The organism is Atlantibacter sp. RC6 (assembly GCF_014193285.1).
In the GTDB taxonomy this organism is placed as follows: Bacteria; Pseudomonadota; Gammaproteobacteria; order Enterobacterales; family Enterobacteriaceae; genus Atlantibacter.
This window is the reverse complement of sequence record NZ_JACHZE010000002.1, coordinates 104,647-122,093: the sequence shown is the minus strand read 5'-3', so window position 1 is coordinate 122,093 and position 17,447 is coordinate 104,647. Positions and strand designations below refer to the sequence as shown.

Annotated in this window: 20 protein-coding genes; 7 read left to right on the top strand and 13 right to left on the bottom strand. The window is 56.3% G+C overall.

Annotated elements, in window-relative coordinates:
- Positions 1 to 32: 32 nt before the first annotated feature.
- The 4 genes from FHW74_RS05580 to mutY all read right to left on the bottom strand — a co-directional run bounded on the left by FHW74_RS05580 (position 33) and on the right by mutY (position 4,041).
- Positions 33 to 1,289: a nucleoside permease gene (locus FHW74_RS05580; protein WP_183169538.1), complete on the bottom strand. Its 1,257-nt coding sequence runs from the start codon at positions 1,287 to 1,289 to the stop codon at positions 33 to 35.
- 253 nt (positions 1,290 to 1,542) lie between these two features.
- Entirely contained in the window at positions 1,543 to 2,622 is a 1,080-nt protein-coding gene (mltC, locus tag FHW74_RS05575; protein WP_183169537.1) for a membrane-bound lytic murein transglycosylase MltC, read from the bottom strand.
- Positions 2,623 to 2,677: 55 nt separating this feature from the next.
- Complete coding sequence (locus FHW74_RS05570) at positions 2,678 to 2,953, bottom strand: oxidative damage protection protein (RefSeq protein WP_183169536.1); 276 nt, start codon at positions 2,951 to 2,953, stop codon at positions 2,678 to 2,680.
- Positions 2,950 to 4,041, bottom strand: a complete 1,092-nt coding sequence (gene mutY / locus FHW74_RS05565; RefSeq protein ID WP_183169535.1) for an A/G-specific adenine glycosylase — start codon at positions 4,039 to 4,041, stop codon at positions 2,950 to 2,952. Before mutY ends, FHW74_RS05570 begins: the two co-directional genes overlap by 4 nt.
- A gap of 150 nt (positions 4,042 to 4,191) precedes the next feature.
- On the opposite strand from mutY, the gene trmB reads away from it, so the two are divergent.
- The 4 genes from trmB to mutT are packed head-to-tail and all read left to right on the top strand — an operon-like array spanning position 4,192 to position 6,422.
- Complete coding sequence (trmB, locus tag FHW74_RS05560; protein ID WP_183169534.1) at positions 4,192 to 4,911, top strand: tRNA (guanosine(46)-N7)-methyltransferase TrmB; 720 nt, start codon at positions 4,192 to 4,194, stop codon at positions 4,909 to 4,911.
- Positions 4,911 to 5,237, top strand: coding sequence for a YggL family protein (locus FHW74_RS05555; RefSeq protein ID WP_183169533.1), 327 nt, complete (start codon positions 4,911 to 4,913; stop codon positions 5,235 to 5,237). Before trmB ends, FHW74_RS05555 begins: the two co-directional genes overlap by 1 nt.
- A gap of 54 nt (positions 5,238 to 5,291) precedes the next feature.
- Positions 5,292 to 6,008 (top strand): DUF2884 domain-containing protein, encoded by a 717-nt coding sequence (locus tag FHW74_RS05550; RefSeq protein ID WP_183169532.1) that lies wholly within the window; start codon positions 5,292 to 5,294, stop codon positions 6,006 to 6,008.
- A gap of 12 nt (positions 6,009 to 6,020) precedes the next feature.
- Positions 6,021 to 6,422: an 8-oxo-dGTP diphosphatase MutT gene (mutT, locus tag FHW74_RS05545; RefSeq protein ID WP_183169531.1), complete on the top strand. Its 402-nt coding sequence runs from the start codon at positions 6,021 to 6,023 to the stop codon at positions 6,420 to 6,422.
- A 56-nt stretch (positions 6,423 to 6,478) separates the two neighbouring features.
- On the opposite strand, the gene yacG is transcribed toward mutT, so the two are convergent.
- From yacG to coaE, 3 genes are read right to left on the bottom strand one after another with little or no spacing between them, the layout of a single operon-like run.
- A complete protein-coding gene (gene yacG / locus FHW74_RS05540; RefSeq protein WP_161660877.1) occupies positions 6,479 to 6,673 on the bottom strand; it encodes a DNA gyrase inhibitor YacG in 195 nt (64 codons plus the stop codon).
- Positions 6,674 to 6,682: 9 nt separating this feature from the next.
- The gene (gene zapD / locus FHW74_RS05535; protein ID WP_183169530.1) at positions 6,683 to 7,426 is read right to left on the bottom strand and encodes a cell division protein ZapD; all 744 of its coding nucleotides are present in this window, start codon (positions 7,424 to 7,426) and stop codon (positions 6,683 to 6,685) included.
- Positions 7,426 to 8,046, bottom strand: coding sequence for a dephospho-CoA kinase (gene coaE, locus FHW74_RS05530; RefSeq protein ID WP_183169529.1), 621 nt, complete (start codon positions 8,044 to 8,046; stop codon positions 7,426 to 7,428). The genes zapD and coaE overlap by 1 nt, the downstream gene beginning before the upstream one ends.
- 266 nt (positions 8,047 to 8,312) lie before the next feature.
- Here coaE and FHW74_RS05525 point away from each other — a divergent pair, with 266 nt between their 5' ends.
- Positions 8,313 to 9,356 (top strand): GMP reductase, encoded by a 1,044-nt coding sequence (locus FHW74_RS05525; protein WP_183169528.1) that lies wholly within the window; start codon positions 8,313 to 8,315, stop codon positions 9,354 to 9,356.
- Positions 9,357 to 9,413: 57 nt separating this feature from the next.
- Here the strand turns inward: FHW74_RS05525 and hofC are convergent, their stop codons facing one another.
- The 4 genes from hofC to nadC all read right to left on the bottom strand — a co-directional run bounded on the left by hofC (position 9,414) and on the right by nadC (position 13,495).
- Positions 9,414 to 10,616, bottom strand: coding sequence for a protein transport protein HofC (hofC, locus tag FHW74_RS05520; RefSeq protein ID WP_183169527.1), 1,203 nt, complete (start codon positions 10,614 to 10,616; stop codon positions 9,414 to 9,416).
- The gene (gspE, locus tag FHW74_RS05515; RefSeq protein WP_183169526.1) at positions 10,609 to 11,979 is read right to left on the bottom strand and encodes a type II secretion system protein GspE; all 1,371 of its coding nucleotides are present in this window, start codon (positions 11,977 to 11,979) and stop codon (positions 10,609 to 10,611) included. Before gspE ends, hofC begins: the two co-directional genes overlap by 8 nt.
- A gap of 9 nt (positions 11,980 to 11,988) precedes the next feature.
- Positions 11,989 to 12,426 (bottom strand): prepilin peptidase-dependent pilin, encoded by a 438-nt coding sequence (gene ppdD / locus FHW74_RS05510; RefSeq protein ID WP_183169525.1) that lies wholly within the window; start codon positions 12,424 to 12,426, stop codon positions 11,989 to 11,991.
- A gap of 178 nt (positions 12,427 to 12,604) precedes the next feature.
- Positions 12,605 to 13,495: a carboxylating nicotinate-nucleotide diphosphorylase gene (nadC, locus tag FHW74_RS05505; protein WP_183169944.1), complete on the bottom strand. Its 891-nt coding sequence runs from the start codon at positions 13,493 to 13,495 to the stop codon at positions 12,605 to 12,607.
- Between the two features lie 87 nt (positions 13,496 to 13,582).
- Here nadC and ampD point away from each other — a divergent pair, with 87 nt between their 5' ends.
- On the top strand, positions 13,583 to 14,146 hold the full coding sequence (ampD, locus tag FHW74_RS05500; protein ID WP_183169524.1) for a 1,6-anhydro-N-acetylmuramyl-L-alanine amidase AmpD: 564 nt from the start codon (positions 13,583 to 13,585) through the stop codon (positions 14,144 to 14,146).
- Entirely contained in the window at positions 14,143 to 14,997 is an 855-nt protein-coding gene (gene ampE / locus FHW74_RS05495) for a beta-lactamase regulator AmpE (RefSeq protein WP_183169523.1), read from the top strand. The genes ampD and ampE overlap by 4 nt, the downstream gene beginning before the upstream one ends.
- Positions 14,998 to 15,014: 17 nt before the next feature.
- Here ampE and FHW74_RS05490 read toward each other — a convergent pair whose 3' ends face one another.
- Both FHW74_RS05490 and FHW74_RS05485 read right to left on the bottom strand, forming a co-directional pair.
- A complete protein-coding gene (locus FHW74_RS05490; RefSeq protein WP_183169943.1) occupies positions 15,015 to 15,965 on the bottom strand; it encodes a family 43 glycosylhydrolase in 951 nt (316 codons plus the stop codon).
- Positions 15,962 to 17,368, bottom strand: a complete 1,407-nt coding sequence (locus FHW74_RS05485; protein ID WP_183169522.1) for a glycoside-pentoside-hexuronide (GPH):cation symporter — start codon at positions 17,366 to 17,368, stop codon at positions 15,962 to 15,964. The genes FHW74_RS05490 and FHW74_RS05485 overlap by 4 nt, the downstream gene beginning before the upstream one ends.
- Positions 17,369 to 17,447 lie beyond the last annotated feature (79 nt).

Sequence of the window (17,447 nt, the reverse complement as noted above, 5' to 3'; positions counted from 1 at the left end):
CGTGGTCGGCATTTTTCTGTGTTACTGCGCTATCAGGCGCTGTGCGGAACGCCCGCAACCGGCGCTTTGACGTGTTTGTACTTGAACAGCACCACGAATGCGAAAGCCAGAACCAGCGAGTAGCCCGCGAAGATCAGCCACACGGTTTGCCAGTCGGTAATGCCGTTCAGGGTGTATTGCTCAACCACTTTACCGCTCACAATGCCGCCGAGGATACAGCCGAAGCCGTTGGTCATCATCAGGAACATGCCCTGGGCGCTGGCGCGAATGGCCGGTTTCACTTCCTGTTCAACAAACATGGAACCGGAGACGTTAAAGAAGTCGAAGGCGCAGCCGTAGACGATCATCGACAGAACCAGCAGCACGGTGCCCATCGGGGTCGGGTCGCCGTAGGCGAACAGGCCGAAGCGCAGCATCCAGGCGATGATACTGATCAGCATGACTTTCTTGATGCCGTAACGGCTCAGGAAGAACGGAATAGTCAGGATGAACACGGTCTCAGAAATCTGCGAAATCGACATCAGCACCGAGGCGTGTTGCACGATAAAGCTGCCAGAGAACAGCGGGTTCTGATCGAAGCTGTGCAGGAAGGTGTTACCAAACATATTGGTAATTTGCAGTTCCGCGCCCAGCAGCATGGAGAAGATAAAGAAAATCGCCATGCGCTTGTTCTTCAGCAGCGCGAACGCATCCAGGCCCAGCATGGTCGACCAGCTCTGGTTTTTCTGCTGGTTAGACACCGGCACGTGCGGCAGGGTCAGGGTAAACAGCACCAGCACCAGAGAGAGCGCCGCGCCAATGTACAGTTGCATATGGCTCAGTTCGAAGCCGGAGAAGCTCACCGCCCACATCGCCAGAATAAAACCGATGGTGCCCCAGATACGGATAGGCGGGAAGTCGGTAACGATATCGCGCCCGGCCTGCTGCAAACGGTAATAGGAGATGGTGTTAACCAGGCCCAGCGTCGGCATGTAGGCCAGCGAGTTGATGAGGATCACCACAAACATCTCGGTGGGCGTGGTGACGTTAGCGGCCATAAACAGCGTGGCAGCGCCGACCAGATGACAGAACGCGTACACCCATTTAGCACTGATCCACTTATCCGCCACAATCCCCAGCAGCGTCGGCATAAACACCGCCGCGATCCCGAGTGAGCTGTACACCGCGCCAATAGACGCGCCGTCGAACTTCAGGGTGACGAACATGTAGGAGCCCAGCGTGGTCAGCCAGCTTCCCCACAAGCAGAACTGCAGAAACGAGAGCACTTTTAGCTGCAGCTTATAATTCATGTTATTTTCCTCACACGAGAAACCAAAATTATGTTGAATTAAAAAATTGAAGGTTGTGAATTGTGCGGATTTTAGCATTGCAGCCACTATGTTTTTTGTTAGCTACGACATAATTCTGCAAAAAACTCCGCCTTGCAGATGCAAAATGTGAGGTGGTTAATGGTTTCGAATGAAGAAATGCCACGACAGGCCAAACGCGGCGCAAAAAAATATCCCTCACAGTGAATGTGAGGGATATAACATTTAACTGAAATTACTTACGACGATAGCTCTTTTGCGCTGTGTCCACTTTGTATAAATAACGACGTGATTCGGCGGACGGATGACGCGTAGTCAGCGTTTCATACACATCGCCCGGCTGCATGCTGTTAATAATGCTGGCCGCCTTAATTTTGTCGTTAGAGAACACGCGCAGTACGCTGCCCGCACCGCCGTTATAAGCGGTAATTACCGCATAGCGGCGCGAGGTGGGGTTTGCAATACCGCCCAGGTAGACGTTATTGAGCATCGCCAGGTACGCCGTGCCGGTGTCGATATTGCTTTGCGGATCGAACAAATAGCTGCGGCTCGGCGTGCCCGATTTACCCTGGGAACGGAACACGTCTTTGCCTGCGGTATGCTGCACCACCTGCATCAGGCCCAGCGCGTCGGAACGGCTGACCGCATACGGGTTAAACGAGGATTCGGTCTGCATGATCGCCAGGATCAGCGACTCATCCACACCATATTTGCGCGACGCCTGGCGCACCATTGCCATATATTTATGGGCACGCTTATCAAGGTGGTTCGGCACCAGGTTAATCGTGATGCTGTAGATCACACGCAGACCGTTGCTGCGGCTCTTCATGCGGGTTTGCAGCAGGTAGTCGGCAAAACGCGCCGCGCGCCATTGCCAGCGGATAGGCTCGCCGGTGTTATCCACTACCTGCCCATACAGGAACGGTTGTTTGGAAATCGGAATGTCGTTTACATCGGAATAGAGATCGATAGAACCCGGATCGTCGCCCATCAACAGGGTGGTGATAATCGCCTGGCGTAAGCGGGCGGCGGGATCGGTGCCCGCGATAGTCTCGACCGTGATGGTACCCTGGTCAAAGTTGATGTGGCTGCGGGTCTGGTAGCCGTCGGTGTACTTAACGTAGTCTTTCGGCCCGGCGATCAGGACTTCGTTAAATCCCCAGATGTTCTCAATGTTATGGGCGAACTGCCCCATCAGGATGTCAAAACCGTTGGTATCTTTTTCCAGTTCCGGATTATAGGTTTCCGTTTTTTTACTGGAGCACGAGATGAGTAACGGCGCAATCAAAGCCAGCGCGAGTAATTTTTTCATCATTAAGGGAGTGCGTTGTGTTATTGAAATTGTGTTGTCAAAAAAGGGCCAAAGGCCCTTATTGTTGTTCTGGCGGCGTATAGCCTTCAATGTGAACGTCTTTTCCTTCGAACAGGAAGTTAACCATTTCCTGCTCCAGCAGCTTGCGGTGCTCCGGGTTCATCATGTTGAGTTTCTTTTCGTTAATCAGCATGGTTTGTTTGGTCTGCCACAGCTTCCACGCCTCTTTGGAAATCTCGTTATAAATGCGCTTGCCCAGATCGCCCGGATAGAGTTGGAAATCCTGGCCCTCGGCGTCGCGCTTCAGGTAGGTACAAAAAATCGTTCTGCTCATCGTGAATCCTCACTATCGTGGCGAAGAGGTTGTGTCACAACCGGCTCCGCGTGTAATTGTTGCAACAAACGTTCAACCGGGGCGGCAAGCCCAACGGATGGCGGCTGTGCCAGGTTATACCAGAGTGCGCTCTCTTCCTCCACGCAAGACGCCTGCGAGGACACAGAAAGCCACATGGGGACGATATCCAGATGGAAGTGGCTGAAAGTATGGCGGAACGCGTTTAGTTGCGTCAGATTATCGGCCTTAATGTTACGTTGCGCCAGCCACTCGCGCAGGCTCTGTTCGCTGTCAAACTGCGGGAAACAAAACAGCCCGCCCCATAGCCCCACCGGCGGGCGCTGGGTCAGGCGCACGGTGTTCTCCTGCTGCATCAGCAGAAAATAGCCGACTTTTTCCGGCAGCACCTGCTTCGGTTTTTTACCCGGATAACGGGCCCAGCTTTGCGTGGCGTAGGCCACACAGCCGAGCTGTAACGGACACAGCTCGCACTTCGGGCGCGAGCGGGTGCAGACCATCGCGCCTAAATCCATCATCGCCTGATTGAAACGCTCCACGCCTTTGGCAGGGGTAACGGCTTCGCTCAGCGACCAGAGTTTTTTCTCTACCTCTTTCTTGCCCGGCCAGCCTTCCACGGCGTAGCAGCGCGCCAGCACGCGCTTAACATTGCCATCAAGGATGGGAAAGTGCTGGCCCAGCGACAGAGAGAGGATCGCGCCCGCGGTGGAGCGCCCCACGCCAGGCAGTGCCGCCACTTCATCAAAGGTTTGCGGGAACACGCCGCCGTATTGGTCGGCGACCCTTTGCGCCGCTTTATGCAGATTGCGGGCGCGGGCGTAGTAACCGAGCCCGGTCCATAAGTGCAGCACTTCGTCCAGCGGCGCGTTGGCCAGATCGGTGACGGTGGGGAAGCGCGCCATAAAGCGGGTGAAATAAGGAATAACCGTGGCGACTTGCGTTTGTTGCAGCATCACTTCAGACAGCCATACTTTGTAAGGCGTTTTTTCGATCTGCCAGGGGAGGGTTTTACGCCCATATTTGTCGTACCAGTCGAGCACCTGGCGAGAAAATTGCTGCGCTTGCATCATGAACGCGTGGCATCCGGCTTAGAGTTTCAGGGCCCAGATTGCAGCACAGAGCGAAAAGGCTGTAAACCGGAACTTTCCTGTGCTTGCATCCCATGACTATCTTTGGATAATGCCGGTTTGCTTTTCCATTCACTGACACAGATTGAAACCATGAATAACGACGTCATTTCACCGGAATTTGATGAAAGCGGCCGCCCGCTGCGCCGCATCCGCAGCTTTGTCCGCCGCCAGGGCCGCCTGACCAAAGGCCAACAGCACGCGCTGGATAACTACTGGCCGGTGATGGGCGTTGAGTTCACTCCCGCGCCGCTCGACTTTACCGCGCTGTTTGGCCGCACTGCGCCGGTGACCCTGGAGATTGGTTTTGGCATGGGCGCCTCGCTGGTGGCGATGGCAAAAGCCAATCCGCATCAGGATTTCCTGGGTATTGAAGTGCATTCCCCGGGCGTGGGCGCATGCCTGAGCCTGGCCCATGAAGAGGGCGTGGAAAACCTGCGCGTGATGTGCCATGACGCGGTGGAAGTGCTGCAAACCATGATCCCGGATAACTCCCTGAATATGGTGCAGTTGTTCTTCCCGGATCCGTGGCACAAAGCGCGCCACAACAAGCGCCGCATCGTCCAGGCCCCGTTTGCGGAGCTGGTGAAGAGCAAATTAAAGCTCGGCGGCGTGTTCCATATGGCCACCGACTGGGAACCTTATGCCGAACATATGCTCGAAGTGATGTCGTCTGTGGAAGGTTATCAGAACCAGTCTGAAAACAACGACTACGTACCGCGCCCGGAATCGCGTCCGGTAACCAAATTTGAACAGCGTGGCCATCGTCTTGGTCACGGCGTATGGGACTTAATGTTCGAGAGGGTGAAATAATGGCAAAGAACCGCAGCCGTCGTTTGCGTAAAAAGATGCACATCGATGAGTTTCAGGAGTTGGGATTCTCGGTAGCCTGGCGTTTCCCGGAAGGCACCAGCGAAGAGGTGGTGGATAAAACCGTTGATGATCTGATCAATGAAGTGATCGAGCCGAACGGTCTGGCCTTTGACGGCAGTGGTTACCTCGCCTGGGAAGGTTTGATCTGCAAGCAGGAGGTCGGCAAGTGCACCGAAGAAGATCAGGCGCTGGTACGCAAATGGCTTGAAGATCGCAAGCTCGAAGAGATCCGCTTAAGCGATCTGTTCGATGTATGGTGGGATTGAGTTAATTGATAACGGGCCGAATGAGTGGCCCGTTTTGCTTTATAGGGAGTCGATATGATGCGTAAAGTGCTTCTGGGCGCGTTGCTGGTAACGGCGATGCAGGCTCAGGCCGAATACAAATGCAGCGTCACGCCGCGTGACGATGTGGTGCTCAGCCCGCAAACCGTGCAGGTGGTTGGCGAAAACGGCAACCTGGTGATTGGCCCCGACGGCAGCGTACAGTTTAACGGCCAGCAGAAAAACCTGACCGCCGCGCAGCGTCAGCAGGCGCTGAACTATCAGAAAGCCTTACGGACCGATTTACCGTGGATCCAGCAAGGCGCGTTAAGCCGCGTGGAAAAAGGGCGCGTGGCGTTGGACCGGGTGATTACTCAGGAAGTCGGGGCGAGCAGTAATATGCGTAATCGCCTGACCAGCCTTGATGCCCAGCTCAAAACGCAGATGAATCGCATAATCGAACAGCGCAGCGACGGGCTGACGTTCCACTATAAAGCCATCGACCAGGTGCGGGCCGACGGCCAACAGCTGGTAAACCAGGCGATGGGCGGCATCCTGCAGGACAGCATCAATGAAATGGGTGCCAAAGCGGTACTGAAAGGCGGCGGAAATCCATTACAGGGCGTGCTGGGCAGCCTGGGCGGATTGCAGACGGCGATCCAGAATGAGTGGAAAAACCAGGAGCAGGACTTTCAGCAGTTTGGCCGTGATGTGTGCCAGCGTGTGATTTCCCTGGAAGATCAGCGCACCAGGCTGGTCACCAGCCTGAAATAAAGCGGTCTGAACATGAAAAAACTACAGATTGCCGTGGGGATCATCCGCAACGCCGAAAACGCGATTTTTATTACCCGTCGCGCCGCTGATGCCCATATGGCGAATAAATGGGAGTTTCCTGGCGGCAAGATTGAAGCTGGCGAAACCCCGGAGCAGGCGCTGATCCGCGAACTCCAGGAAGAAGTGGGGATTACCGCCGGACAGCCGTCACTCTACGAAACGCTGGAGTACGCTTTCCCTGATCGGCATATCACTTTGTGGTTTTACCTGGTCGAAACATGGCAGGGGGAGCCCTGGGGGAAAGAGGGGCAGCCTGGAGAATGGATTGCAGCAAGCCAGCTGGATGCGGCGGCGTTTCCGCCCGCCAATGAATCCGTGGTGGCGCGACTGATTGCGGATGCCCACGCGCGTTGATGTTATCGCGAACAAAAAAACAACCGGGAGGGTAACGCAATGACCCTCCCGTTTTTTTAGCGGTCCTGCTCGCTCCAGTCGTCGCTGTCGTTTAAGTCGCTTTGGCTGGGGATGCGTTTTTCTTCCGCTGCCCACTCGCCTAAGTCAATCAACTGACAGCGTTTTGAGCAAAACGGGCGAAACGGGCTGGTTTCATTCCAGATAACCGGTTTGCCGCAGGTGGGGCAGTTTACCGTGGTGGTTTCCGTCATTTTGCCTCCTTAACAACAGGCCAGTTCAAAATCCAGACGTTCAGGCACGCGGCCATTTTCGCTATCAATCGGCATAAAGCGGATGGCAAAACGGCTCTTATGCCCGGAAATCTGCGGATACAGTTCGTCGCTCATGTTCAGCGTCAGGCGCAAAAGATCCGCGTCGTCACCGTTATCCTGGAAAAAACCGTTCAGGCTGGTTTGCTTGCGGAACGGCGCAGAATGGCGAATAAGATCGAGCACTTTTTCCAGCGCGAAACGCAGCGGGTCAAGGCTGCTGAACCAGTGGTTGACCTGGGCGTCGCGTACTTGCTGCGGCATATGCAGCCAGAAATGCAGGCTCGGTAAATCAAAGCTGCAACAGCCGCCGGGGATGCTGAGGCGCTGGCGTACCAGACCGATCAGGCGATCTTCACGCAACGCCTGGCCGAGACGCGGCGCGGCCATCAGTGTGACGCTGTGCTCTTTCAGCTCTTTACGCAGCGCCTGGATACGATCGTTATCCACGCCCGGCACTTCGGCCCAGTTTTGTAATTTGCGCTGTTGGCGTTCCAGTTCTTTAAGCATTTCAGTGCGGACATCGCCGCGTTCAAACACATCCATTAATTCGCCGATATTGCGAAAAAAATGCAGGGCGGAAGCATGGTCGGTCACGGTCAGGCGTGACATCACCTGCTGAATGAGAAACTCGATACGCAGCCAGGTGCGCATTTTTTCATTCAACGGATGTTCAAAAAGTATGTGGTTGTGCATTACTGATTTTCCTGTTGCACGGCTTGTGCGGCCAGCTGCAAATAGTGTTGATGCAAGCGCTTCACCTCGGCATCAACAGCGTCTGGCCTACCGCTATTGTCTATTACATCATCGGCGACGGCTAAGCGCGCTTCACGGCTTACCTGGGCGGCGATGATCTGTTCTGCATGAGTACGCGACACATTATCACGTTGCATGGTACGTATTTTCTGAGTTTCAGGATCGACATCGACCACCAGCACCCGGTCGGCTTTTTTATGTAGCTGGTTTTCCACTAATAGCGGAACCACCCACAGCACATAGTCGGAGGTGGCGTGTGCTATTTGGTCCTGGGTTTCCTGATGGATCAGGGGATGTAATAAGGCGTTGAGCCAGGCTTTTTCCTGCGGATCCGCAAAAATACGCTCGCGCAGCGCCCGGCGATCCAACGTGCCGTCGGGCAGCAGCATGGCCGGGCCAAAGTGTTGCACGATGGATTTCAGCGCGGGTTTTCCGGGCTCAACAACATTTCGGGCAATGATATCGGCATCAATAATGGTAATTCCCAGTTGCGCGAACTTGTTGGCTACGGTGGTTTTTCCACTTCCGATGCCGCCTGTTATCGCTACTGTGTAAACCATAAACCAATCCCGATTATTGTGTTCTGACGTGATCGTCTGTCTTTTCATGGCCTTGCGAAAGCCTGCTCAACAAGAAAAAAATTCCCTGTTAATAAGATGACGATTTCTGCCTGGCGGCAGGTAAATTTATAGGATTGTAGCGTAAAAAAGAGCGTTTTCGCAGTCTTGCGGAGCCACAATTAGTGCGTATGATAGCGTCACTGGAGTTGGTAGTTGTACCGCCGCATATACTTACGCGTTCATCGCCATTTACCAGGAATTCGCTCATGCGTATTGAAGAAGATCTGAAGTTAGGTTTTAAAGACGTTCTTATCCGCCCTAAACGCTCCACCCTCAAAAGCCGTTCCGATGTCGAACTGGCTCGTGAATTCACCTTCAAGCACTCTGGTATCCAATGGTCTGGCGTACCTGTTATTGCCGCTAATATGGACACGGTCGGCACCTTCGGTATGGCGAAAGCGCTGGCGGGGTTCGATATTCTGACGGCGGTGCACAAGCATTACTCCGTTGAAGAGTGGCAACAGTTTATCGATAGCGTGGATGCCAACGTGCTGAAGCACGCCATCGTTTCTACCGGCACCTCTGACGCCGACTTTGAAAAAACCAAACAGATCCTGGCGCTCAACCCGGGCCTGAATTTCGTCTGCATCGATGTGGCGAACGGTTATTCCGAACACTTTGTACAGTTTGTGACTAAAGCTCGCGAAGCCTGGCCGAACAAAGTGATCATCGCGGGCAACGTGGTGACCGGCGAGATGTGTGAAGAACTGATCCTCTCCGGCGCGGATATTGTTAAGGTCGGCATCGGCCCTGGCTCGGTGTGTACCACCCGCGTAAAAACCGGCGTCGGCTATCCGCAGCTCTCCGCCGTGATTGAATGTGCTGACGCGGCCCACGGCCTGGGCGGCCAGATCATCAGTGACGGCGGCTGCACCACGCCGGGCGATGTTGCCAAAGCCTTCGGCGGCGGCGCGGACTTCGTGATGCTCGGCGGTATGCTGGCGGGTCACGACGAAAGCGGCGGCACCGTAGTGGAAGAGAACGGCGAAAAATTCATGCTGTTCTATGGCATGAGCTCGGAGTCCGCGATGAACCGTCACGTTGGCGGCGTCGCTAAATACCGTGCCGCAGAAGGCAAAACCGTGAAGCTGCCGCTGCGTGGCCCGGTAGAGAATACTGCGCTCGATATCCTGGGCGGCCTGCGTTCAGCCTGCACCTACGTGGGCGCGTCACGTCTGAAAGAGCTGACCAAACGCACGACTTTTATCCGCGTTCAGGAACAAGAGAACCGCGTGTTCAACAGCCTGTAATTAGCTGGCTTAGCGCGGCAAAGAGCAGAGGGGCGACCTTCTGCTTTTTTTATGCCGCTAGCCCGCGCCGCTCATGGCATCTCCCATCTGAAACACCGGTAAATACATGGCGATTACCAGCGTGCCGACGATCAGTCCAATCACCACCATCATTAGCGGTTCCAGCGTGGACGAGAGCGAATCAGCGCGCTCGTGGGTTTGTCCGGTATGCCAGTGCGCCAGCCGCGCCAGCATCAAATCCATCGACCCGGTTTCTTCGGCGGTATAAATCAGCTGCCGACACAGTGGGGTAAAACCCTTTTCCTCTTCGAGCGTCTTCCAGAACGGTACGCCGTCGGCGATTTTCCGCATGATTCGCTCCAGCATCTGCCGCCAGAACGGAGACTCAAGCGTTTGCACCACCGCCTCCAGCCCTTGCAACAGCGGCAAGCCCGCCTGCTGGGTCATGGCGAGAATGGTATAAATTTGACTCAACCGCTGCCCGCGTACCAGCTCGCCCACCAGCGGCAGGCGCAGCAACAGGTTTTGTTCCTGCCACTGCCAGTTGGGGTTACGGCGGCACCGCAGGACAACGCCAATAAGCGCGCCCGTTAACAGCGCCAGCCAGTGCCCGCTGCCGGTGATAAAAGCAGAGAACGCCATCACGCCCTGGGTTAACGCCGGTAGCGGGGCGTTAAACGCACGATAGATCGCGGCGAATTCCGGTAGCACGAACCCCGCCATACCGATGGTGACCAGCAGCGCCATTACAAAGATGATGCCCGGATAGCGCAGCGCTTTGACCACCTTCTTTCGCAGCGCCTGCTGTTCCTCTTGCTGAGCCGCCAGCCGCTGGCAGCATTCGTCGAGCTTGCCGGTAATTTCTCCGGTGCGGATCAACGCGATAAACAGCGGAGAAAATACCCTGGGCCACGCTTTCAGCGCGTCAGAAAACGGTACGCCCTGGGTCACCTGTTGAGCCAGTTCCCATAACAGCGCCTGCCACTGAGGGCGGGAGTGCTGCTCCGCCAGCATCGATAACCCCTGAGGCAAGGCAATCCCCGCCTGCAACAGCGTTGCTAACTGGCGAATAAAGTGGATTTTATAGGTCAGGTTCCAGTACTGGCGCGCAACGGAGTGGCGCTTCAGCTTCAGGGGCCAGATATTTTGTTGGTACAACTGCTGGAGCGCCGTTGGGCGATCTGCTGCCCAGAACAACCCGCCGCAAGGCGCGCCCTCATCGTTCAGGCCGCTCCACTGCCACAAGCGGCGCTCATTCATGAGGCATCCCCAGCACCCGGTAAACTTCCTGTAATGTGGTTAGCCCTTGTTCCACCGCTTTCAGGCCATGTTCAAACAGCGTCACCATGCCCAATTCGTGTGCCTGCTGTTCAACCTGCTGCGCCGAAGCGCCATCGACGATCGCCTGGCGCAACCCTGGCTCCAGCGTCAGCACTTCGAACAGCGCCACGCGTCCGTAAAAACCGGAATAGCACTGCGCGCAGCCTTTCGCTTCCCATGCGTAGAGCGGGCTTGACCAGAACGCGGCGGGCAGCGAAGCGGGTTGTGTTAAACGCACCCGGCAGTGTGGGCATAATCTGCGTACCAGCCGCTGGGCGATAATGATTTCCAGCGCCGAGGCCAGCATCCAGCGTGCAATGCCCATTTGTTCCAGCCGCGTAAGGGTCTCTACCGTGGAGTTGGTATGCAGAGTCGATAACACCAGATGGCCGGTTTGCGCGGCTTTGATGGCGATTTCAGCGGTTTCGCCGTCGCGGATCTCGCCAACCATCACCACGTCCGGGTCCTGGCGCAGCAGGGCGCGCAGCACGTTCTGGAAGTTGAGCCCCGCTTTGGTATTAACCTGGGTCTGGTTCAGGCCGGAAAGCGGGATTTCGATGGGATCTTCCACGCTGCACAGGTTGAGCTCCGGGCTATTTAACGCGCCCAGCGCGCTGTACAAAGTAATGGTTTTGCCGCTCCCCGTCGGGCCCGTCACCAGAATCAGGCCCTGTGGCGCGCTGATGGCGCGGTAAAAGTCAGCCTGCTGGACCGGCAGCATACCCAAAGATTCGACGGCCAGCGGGCGATCGTTTTGCTCAAGCAACCGTAGCACCGCCTTTTCACCGCTCCGGCAGGGCAGCGTGGAGAGGCGAAAAGAGACCGGTTTCCCCTGTAGCGGCACCGAGAATTGCCCATCCTGCGGCAGCCTGCGTTCGGCGATATCCAGCTCGCCCAGCACTTTAAGCCGTGCCATCACCGCCTGCGCCAGCTCTGCTGGCAGGGTAGTGAAAGGGTGCAGCACGCCGTCAACCCGCAGCCGTACCCGCCAGTGATTGTCACCGGGCTCAATATGAATATCGGAGGCGCGTCGCTTGAGTGCGTGCAGCAGCGTTTCATCCAGCCAGGCGACGGCAGACGTACTGTCGTCAGGCTGCGCGGGCTGCGTCTGTTGCTGGTGTTTTTCCAGTTGTTCGGCGCTCCAGTACTCAATGTTGACCTGCCGCTGTGTGGCAAAGCGCAAGGCATCCAGCAGTTCCTTGCCCGGCGTGCCGCTGAGGGCGATGCGCACCTCAGCGTCAGTAAGATCCACAAGATGAGCATGATGGCGCTTGCACAGCGCCAGTAAGAATTCGCGATCCATGGCGCATCCTTATTCAGCGTTAAACCGGAAGGTTTCTTCGCAAGCCTGTTTCAGTGCGCCGTCGCTGCCGCTGTCGCAGGTGCGCTGCCAGCCGGTAACGCCTTCGCTGTTGCTCCAGACCGGCGTCAGCGACACGGTCAGCCCGTTGAGGCTCTCCTGGCCGGTTAGCGTGACTTTGCCCGCCGCGATACTCATGGCGGAAACGTAGCGCGTGGTTTTAGGCGATGGAATGCCTTTGCTGCCGGCATCGCAACCGCTGGTGCCGCCGCTTTCAATGGCGCACAGTTCTACGGCGGTCCGGAACGGCACAAAGGTTTGCAGCATGTCCGTCAGCGCGGCTTTGCGCAGGTAGTTCTGGTAGGCGGGAATACCGATGGCGCTGAGAATGGCGATGATGCCAATCACCACCATCAGTTCAATCAGGGTGAAACCGTGTTGTCTGTTCATAACTCGCTCCTTGATGTGGGGACGCCACTGTCGCAGAGCGCGAGAACGCAAACGAGTGAGAAATTACCGCTTTTGAAGCGGCATTCCAGGCTATTTCATGGGTTGCAGCCGGGGAACATTCGCAGGGAATACAGCTCGCAAATTTTAGTGGAGCCGGAGGCGCGCCTCCGGCTGGCGATCAGCGAAAACGCATCGACAGATCGAGCGCCTGAACGTGTTTGGTCAGCGCGCCAACGGAGATAAAGTCCACGCCGGTTTCCGCAAAGGTGCGCAGGGTCTCTTTGGTGACATTGCCGGAAACTTCCAGACGCGCCTGGCCGTTGGTGCGCTTCACCGCTTCGCGCATATCGTCAACGGTGAAATTATCCAGCATTACGATGTCCGCCCCCGCTTTCAGGGCGTCATCCAACTCTTCCAGCGACTCTACTTCCACTTCCACGGGGACGTCCGGATGCAGCCAGAAGGCTTTTTCTACCGCCTTACGCACCGATCCTGAGGCGATAATGTGGTTTTCTTTGATCAGAAACGCATCGCTCAGGCCGAGACGATGGTTATTGCCGCCGCCGCACAGCACGGCGTATTTCAGCGCGGTACGCAGGCCCGGCAGCGTTTTGCGGGTATCCAGCAGTTGAGTCTGGGTGCCTTCGAGCAAATCGACATAGCTGCGCACCAGGCTGGCGACGCCGGAAAGGGTTTGCACAAAATTAAGCGCGGTGCGCTCGCCGGTCAGCAGGATCCGCGACGGGCCTTGCAACTCAAACAGCGGCTGGTTGGGCACCAGGCTGTCGCCGTCTTTCACATGCCAGATGACGTCCACGTCGCCGCCCAACTGGATAAACACCTCTTCAACCCAACGCTTGCCGCAAAACACCCCGGCTTCACGGGTGATCAACACCGCGTGGGATTGCTGGTCTTCAGGCAGCAACTGCGCCGTAATGTCGTTGTTGGCGTCAACTTCACCGCCCAGGTCTTCACGCAGCGCGGCGGCGATAATTTGCGGGATATCATGATTGATGCGATCGAGCAGAACGTCACGTCGGTGATCGGGATTATAACGGCGAGGCGACATCATAAAACTCCAAATTGGTGGCTAATTCTGAGAGGTAAACATGCTACTCTGAAGCGGGTTTCAGCACCATCAAAAGGAGGTTACCGCATGCAGGTTAACGGGGGCTGGCTACAGGGCGTGAGGCATCAGTGCTCGCCTCATCAGGATAGTCGGCCAGATGATGAACAACCTGGGTTACTGGTGGTACACAATATCAGTTTGCCGCCGGGTGAATTTGGCGGGCCGTGGATCGACGCGCTGTTCGCCGGAACCTTAGATCCCGACGCCCATCCTTACTTCGCTGATATCGCGCATTTGCGGGTATCCGCGCATTGTCTGATTCGCCGCGACGGCGAAATCGTGCAGTATGTCCCTTTTGATAAACGCGCCTGGCATGCGGGCGTCTCTGAGTATCAGGGCCGCGAGCGCTGCAACGACTTCTCGATTGGTATTGAGCTGGAAGGCACCGATACCTTGCCCTATACCGATGCGCAGTATCAGCAACTGGCGGCGCTGACGCGCACGCTTATCGAACAGTATCCGAACCTTGCCCGGCATATGACCGGGCACAGCGATATTGCGCCGACGCGCAAAACCGATCCCGGCCCGGCGTTCGACTGGCAACGCTTTCGCGCGTTGGTTGGCTGCCCGACTAATAAGGAGGTGTCATGACGTTATTCACCTTGCTGCTGGTGCTGATCGCCGAGCGCTTATTCAAGCTGGGCGAGCACTGGCAACTGGATAGCCGTCTGGAAGGGGTATTCCGCCGGATCCACCATTTTTCCTGGTGGCGGACGATCGGCATGACGCTGCTTGCCATGCTGATTGTCTGGCTCTGCCTGCGCGCCCTGTACGGGCTATTTTTCAATGTGCCGCTGCTGGTGTTCTGGATATTGCTGGGGTTGCTGTGTATCGGGGCAGGGCAGGTGCGTTTGCATTATCATGCGTATTTGAAAGCGGCAAGCCAGGGCGACAGCCATGCCAGGGATGCGATGTCGGCGGAGCTGACGCTGATCCACGGCGTTCCGCATGATTGCGATGAGCGCGAATATCTGCGCGAGCTGCAGAACGCGCTGCTGTGGATTAACTTCCGTTTTTATCTGGCACCCCTGTTCTGGTTTATTGTCGGGGGGATCTGGGGGCCGGTGCTGCTCACCGGGTATGCGTTTTTGCGCGCCTGGCAGGCCTGGCTGGCGCGCCATCATTCACCGCAGCAGCGGCTTTATTCTGGCGTAGACAGCATTTTGCACGTGCTGGACTGGGTGCCGGTACGTCTGGCGGGCGTGGTGTATGCGCTGTTGGGCCATGGCGAACGGGCGCTACCGGCGTGGTTCGCGTCGCTGGCCGATCGCCATACCTCGCAGTATCAGGTGCTGACGCGTCTGGCGCAGTTCTCGCTGGCGCGCGAGCCGCACCTGGATAAGATCGAAACGCCGAAAGCGGCGGTATCAATGGCGAAGAAAACCACGCTGGTGATTGTGGTAGTGGTCGCGCTGCTAACGATTTACGGCACGCTGGTGTAAGCCAGCGCGCCGTTGGCTTACAGCGTATCCGCAGGCGGGATGCCGAAGTCAGGCATCCCGTTTTCATCCCAGCGGATCAGTTTCAGGCGGGTGTGGCGATTGGGGTCGTACAGCGGGTCGCCTTCAATTTCCGTGTAGTTGCGCGCATGGTAAACCAGCACGTCTTCGCCATCTTCAGTTTGCGTGAAGCTGTTGTGGCCGGGGCCGTACTGGCGGTTTTCATAGCTGGTTCGGAATACCGGCTGCGGTGATTTATGCCAGTTCGCCGGATCCAGTGGGTTGGCGTTGATATCGATCCACAGCAGGCCCATGCAGTAGTTTTCATCGGTGGCGCTGGCAGAGTAGCTGATAAACAGCCGATCGCCATGGAACAGCACCGCCGGGCCTTCATTCACCAGAAAACCCTGGCATTCCCAGTCGTATTCCGGCTTGCTGAGCATCACCGGCTCGCCTTTCAACATCCAGGGTGTTTCCATTTCCGCCAGATACAGATTTGAATTGCCGGGAATGTGCGGCGATTTTTGCGCCCACAGATACCAGCGTTTGCCCTGATGCACAAACGTCGTGGCGTCCAGCGCGAAGGTATCAAACGGCGTTTTCACCTGACCTTTCTCCCGCCACGTTCCGGTCAGCGGATCGGCATCGTCACACTCCAGCACAAACATGCGGTGCTGGAACATATTCAATGCGTCCAGCGCTTTGGTCCAGGTCGCCGCGAAGTAGAGATACCATTTCCCGTCGATGCAGTGCAGCTCCGGCGCCCAGATCAGTTCGCTCATCGGCCCGGTGGCGGGTTTGCGCCAAACCACAACCGGTTCGGCGCTGCGCAACCCCTCCAGGGTGCTGGCCCGGCGCAGTTCCAGCCGGTCATATTCCGGCACGGAGGCGATAAAATAGTAGTGGTCCTGATGGCGCAAAATATACGGGTCGGCGCGTTGTTCGATAAAAGGGTTTGGCCAGTTCATTATGCTTTCCTTACCTGTTCGCTGACGGGAACACCCGCGTTCTCGCCCAGTTCATGATAATTGACGCGGCGCTTCGCCAGGTCCGCCTGAATGGTTTTCATCAGCTCGCGGTCGACTTTCAGCAGACGAACCACGCCTGCGGTGATGAGATAGCCAACGCCGGGGATCACCGAGAATAACAGCACGATGCCGTTGATGGCGCTGGCGCTTTGGGATTTGGCACCCGCGTCATAGCCGTACCAGGAGAGCAGGAAGCCCACCATCGCGCCGGCCACCGCCAGGCCCACTTTCAGGAAGAACAGGTTGCCGGAAAAACTGATGCCGGTGATGCGTTTGCCGGTTTTCCATTCGCCGTAATCATCGACGTCCGCCATTAACGACCAGTGCAGCGGGGAGGGGATCTGGTGCAGGATATTCAGCAGGAAGTAGAGCACCACAATCATGACCGTTGCCTGCGGGTCAAAGAAGTAGAACGCGCAGGAAAAGATCGCCAGCGCGATGTTGGTCCAGAAGAACACTTTCAGTTTGCACCAGCGGTCGGTCAGCACTTTCGCCAGCATACTGCCGATCATCATGCCGACCACCCCAAGGCTGATGAAAATCGTGGCGAAGTGGGTGCTTTGCCCCATCACCCAGGTGACGTAATACATGGTGGCCGCCATGCGGATAAAGCCCGGGCAAACGTTGCACAGAGTGAGCAGCAAAATCCGCACCCACTGGTCGTTTTTCCAGACATCCTTCATGTCTTTTTTCATATCGTCATGGGTGGGCACTGCCGGGCGGATACGCTCGCGTACCGTGGCGAAGCAGAACAGGAACATACACATGCCGATAAATGCCAGCACGGTCATCGCCATTTGATAACCTTTGGCTTTGTCTTCGCCGCCAAACCATTCCGCCATCGGCAACAGAGTCAGCGACAGTAACAGCGTGGCGATTCCGACCATGACAAAACGATACGACTGGCAGGCTACGCGCTCTTTCGGGTCGCTGGTGATCACGCCGCCCAGCGAGCAATAGGGGATGTTAATCGCGGTATAGGTCAACGACAGCAGAAAGTAAGTCACAAACGCATAGACAACTTTGCTACTGTAGCTCCAGTCCGGCGTGGTAAACATCAGGATGCTGAACAGGGCATAAGGCACTGCAATCCACAAAAGCCAGGGACGGAAGCGCCCGTACTTGCTTTGGGTGCGGTCGGCGATAGCCCCCATAATCGGATCCGTTACGGCATCAATGACCCGGATAGAGAGCAAAAGCACCCCGACCAGCGCCGGGGCGAGACCAAAAATATCCGTATAAAAATAGTTAACAAACAACATGATAGCGCCGAAGATGATGTTGCATCCTGCGTCGCCCATGCCGTAGCCGATTTTTTCTTTAACAGACAGTTTGCTGTTATCCATGCTGTTTTCTCCCACTGAGATGTGGGAATAATTATTCGCCTGCTAAAGATTTATTGCGTTGTAGGAAGTTGGTAGAGAC

Bases quoted from the DNA above. Each gene is read 5' to 3' on its own strand.
- ampD (WP_183169524.1), top strand. From the start codon at position 13,583: ATGCAGGTTAACGGGGGCTGGCTACAGGGCGTGAGGCATCAGTGCTCG.
- FHW74_RS05485 (WP_183169522.1), bottom strand. From the start codon at position 17,368: ATGGATAACAGCAAACTGTCTGTTAAAGAAAAAATCGGCTACGGCATG.
- ampE (WP_183169523.1), top strand. From the start codon at position 14,143: ATGACGTTATTCACCTTGCTGCTGGTGCTGATCGCCGAGCGCTTATTC.
- FHW74_RS05580 (WP_183169538.1), bottom strand. From the start codon at position 1,289: ATGAATTATAAGCTGCAGCTAAAAGTGCTCTCGTTTCTGCAGTTCTGC.
- mltC (WP_183169537.1), bottom strand. From the start codon at position 2,622: ATGATGAAAAAATTACTCGCGCTGGCTTTGATTGCGCCGTTACTCATC.
- coaE (WP_183169529.1), bottom strand. From the start codon at position 8,046: ATGGTTTACACAGTAGCGATAACAGGCGGCATCGGAAGTGGAAAAACC.
- hofC (WP_183169527.1), bottom strand. From the start codon at position 10,616: ATGAATGAGCGCCGCTTGTGGCAGTGGAGCGGCCTGAACGATGAGGGC.
- FHW74_RS05525 (WP_183169528.1), top strand. From the start codon at position 8,313: ATGCGTATTGAAGAAGATCTGAAGTTAGGTTTTAAAGACGTTCTTATC.
- ppdD (WP_183169525.1), bottom strand. From the start codon at position 12,426: ATGAACAGACAACACGGTTTCACCCTGATTGAACTGATGGTGGTGATT.
- FHW74_RS05555 (WP_183169533.1), top strand. From the start codon at position 4,911: ATGGCAAAGAACCGCAGCCGTCGTTTGCGTAAAAAGATGCACATCGAT.
- mutT (WP_183169531.1), top strand. From the start codon at position 6,021: ATGAAAAAACTACAGATTGCCGTGGGGATCATCCGCAACGCCGAAAAC.
- yacG (WP_161660877.1), bottom strand. From the start codon at position 6,673: ATGACGGAAACCACCACGGTAAACTGCCCCACCTGCGGCAAACCGGTT.
- mutY (WP_183169535.1), bottom strand. From the start codon at position 4,041: ATGATGCAAGCGCAGCAATTTTCTCGCCAGGTGCTCGACTGGTACGAC.
- nadC (WP_183169944.1), bottom strand. From the start codon at position 13,495: ATGTCGCCTCGCCGTTATAATCCCGATCACCGACGTGACGTTCTGCTC.
- gspE (WP_183169526.1), bottom strand. From the start codon at position 11,979: ATGGATCGCGAATTCTTACTGGCGCTGTGCAAGCGCCATCATGCTCAT.
- FHW74_RS05550 (WP_183169532.1), top strand. From the start codon at position 5,292: ATGATGCGTAAAGTGCTTCTGGGCGCGTTGCTGGTAACGGCGATGCAG.
- trmB (WP_183169534.1), top strand. From the start codon at position 4,192: ATGAATAACGACGTCATTTCACCGGAATTTGATGAAAGCGGCCGCCCG.
- FHW74_RS05570 (WP_183169536.1), bottom strand. From the start codon at position 2,953: ATGAGCAGAACGATTTTTTGTACCTACCTGAAGCGCGACGCCGAGGGC.
- zapD (WP_183169530.1), bottom strand. From the start codon at position 7,426: ATGCACAACCACATACTTTTTGAACATCCGTTGAATGAAAAAATGCGC.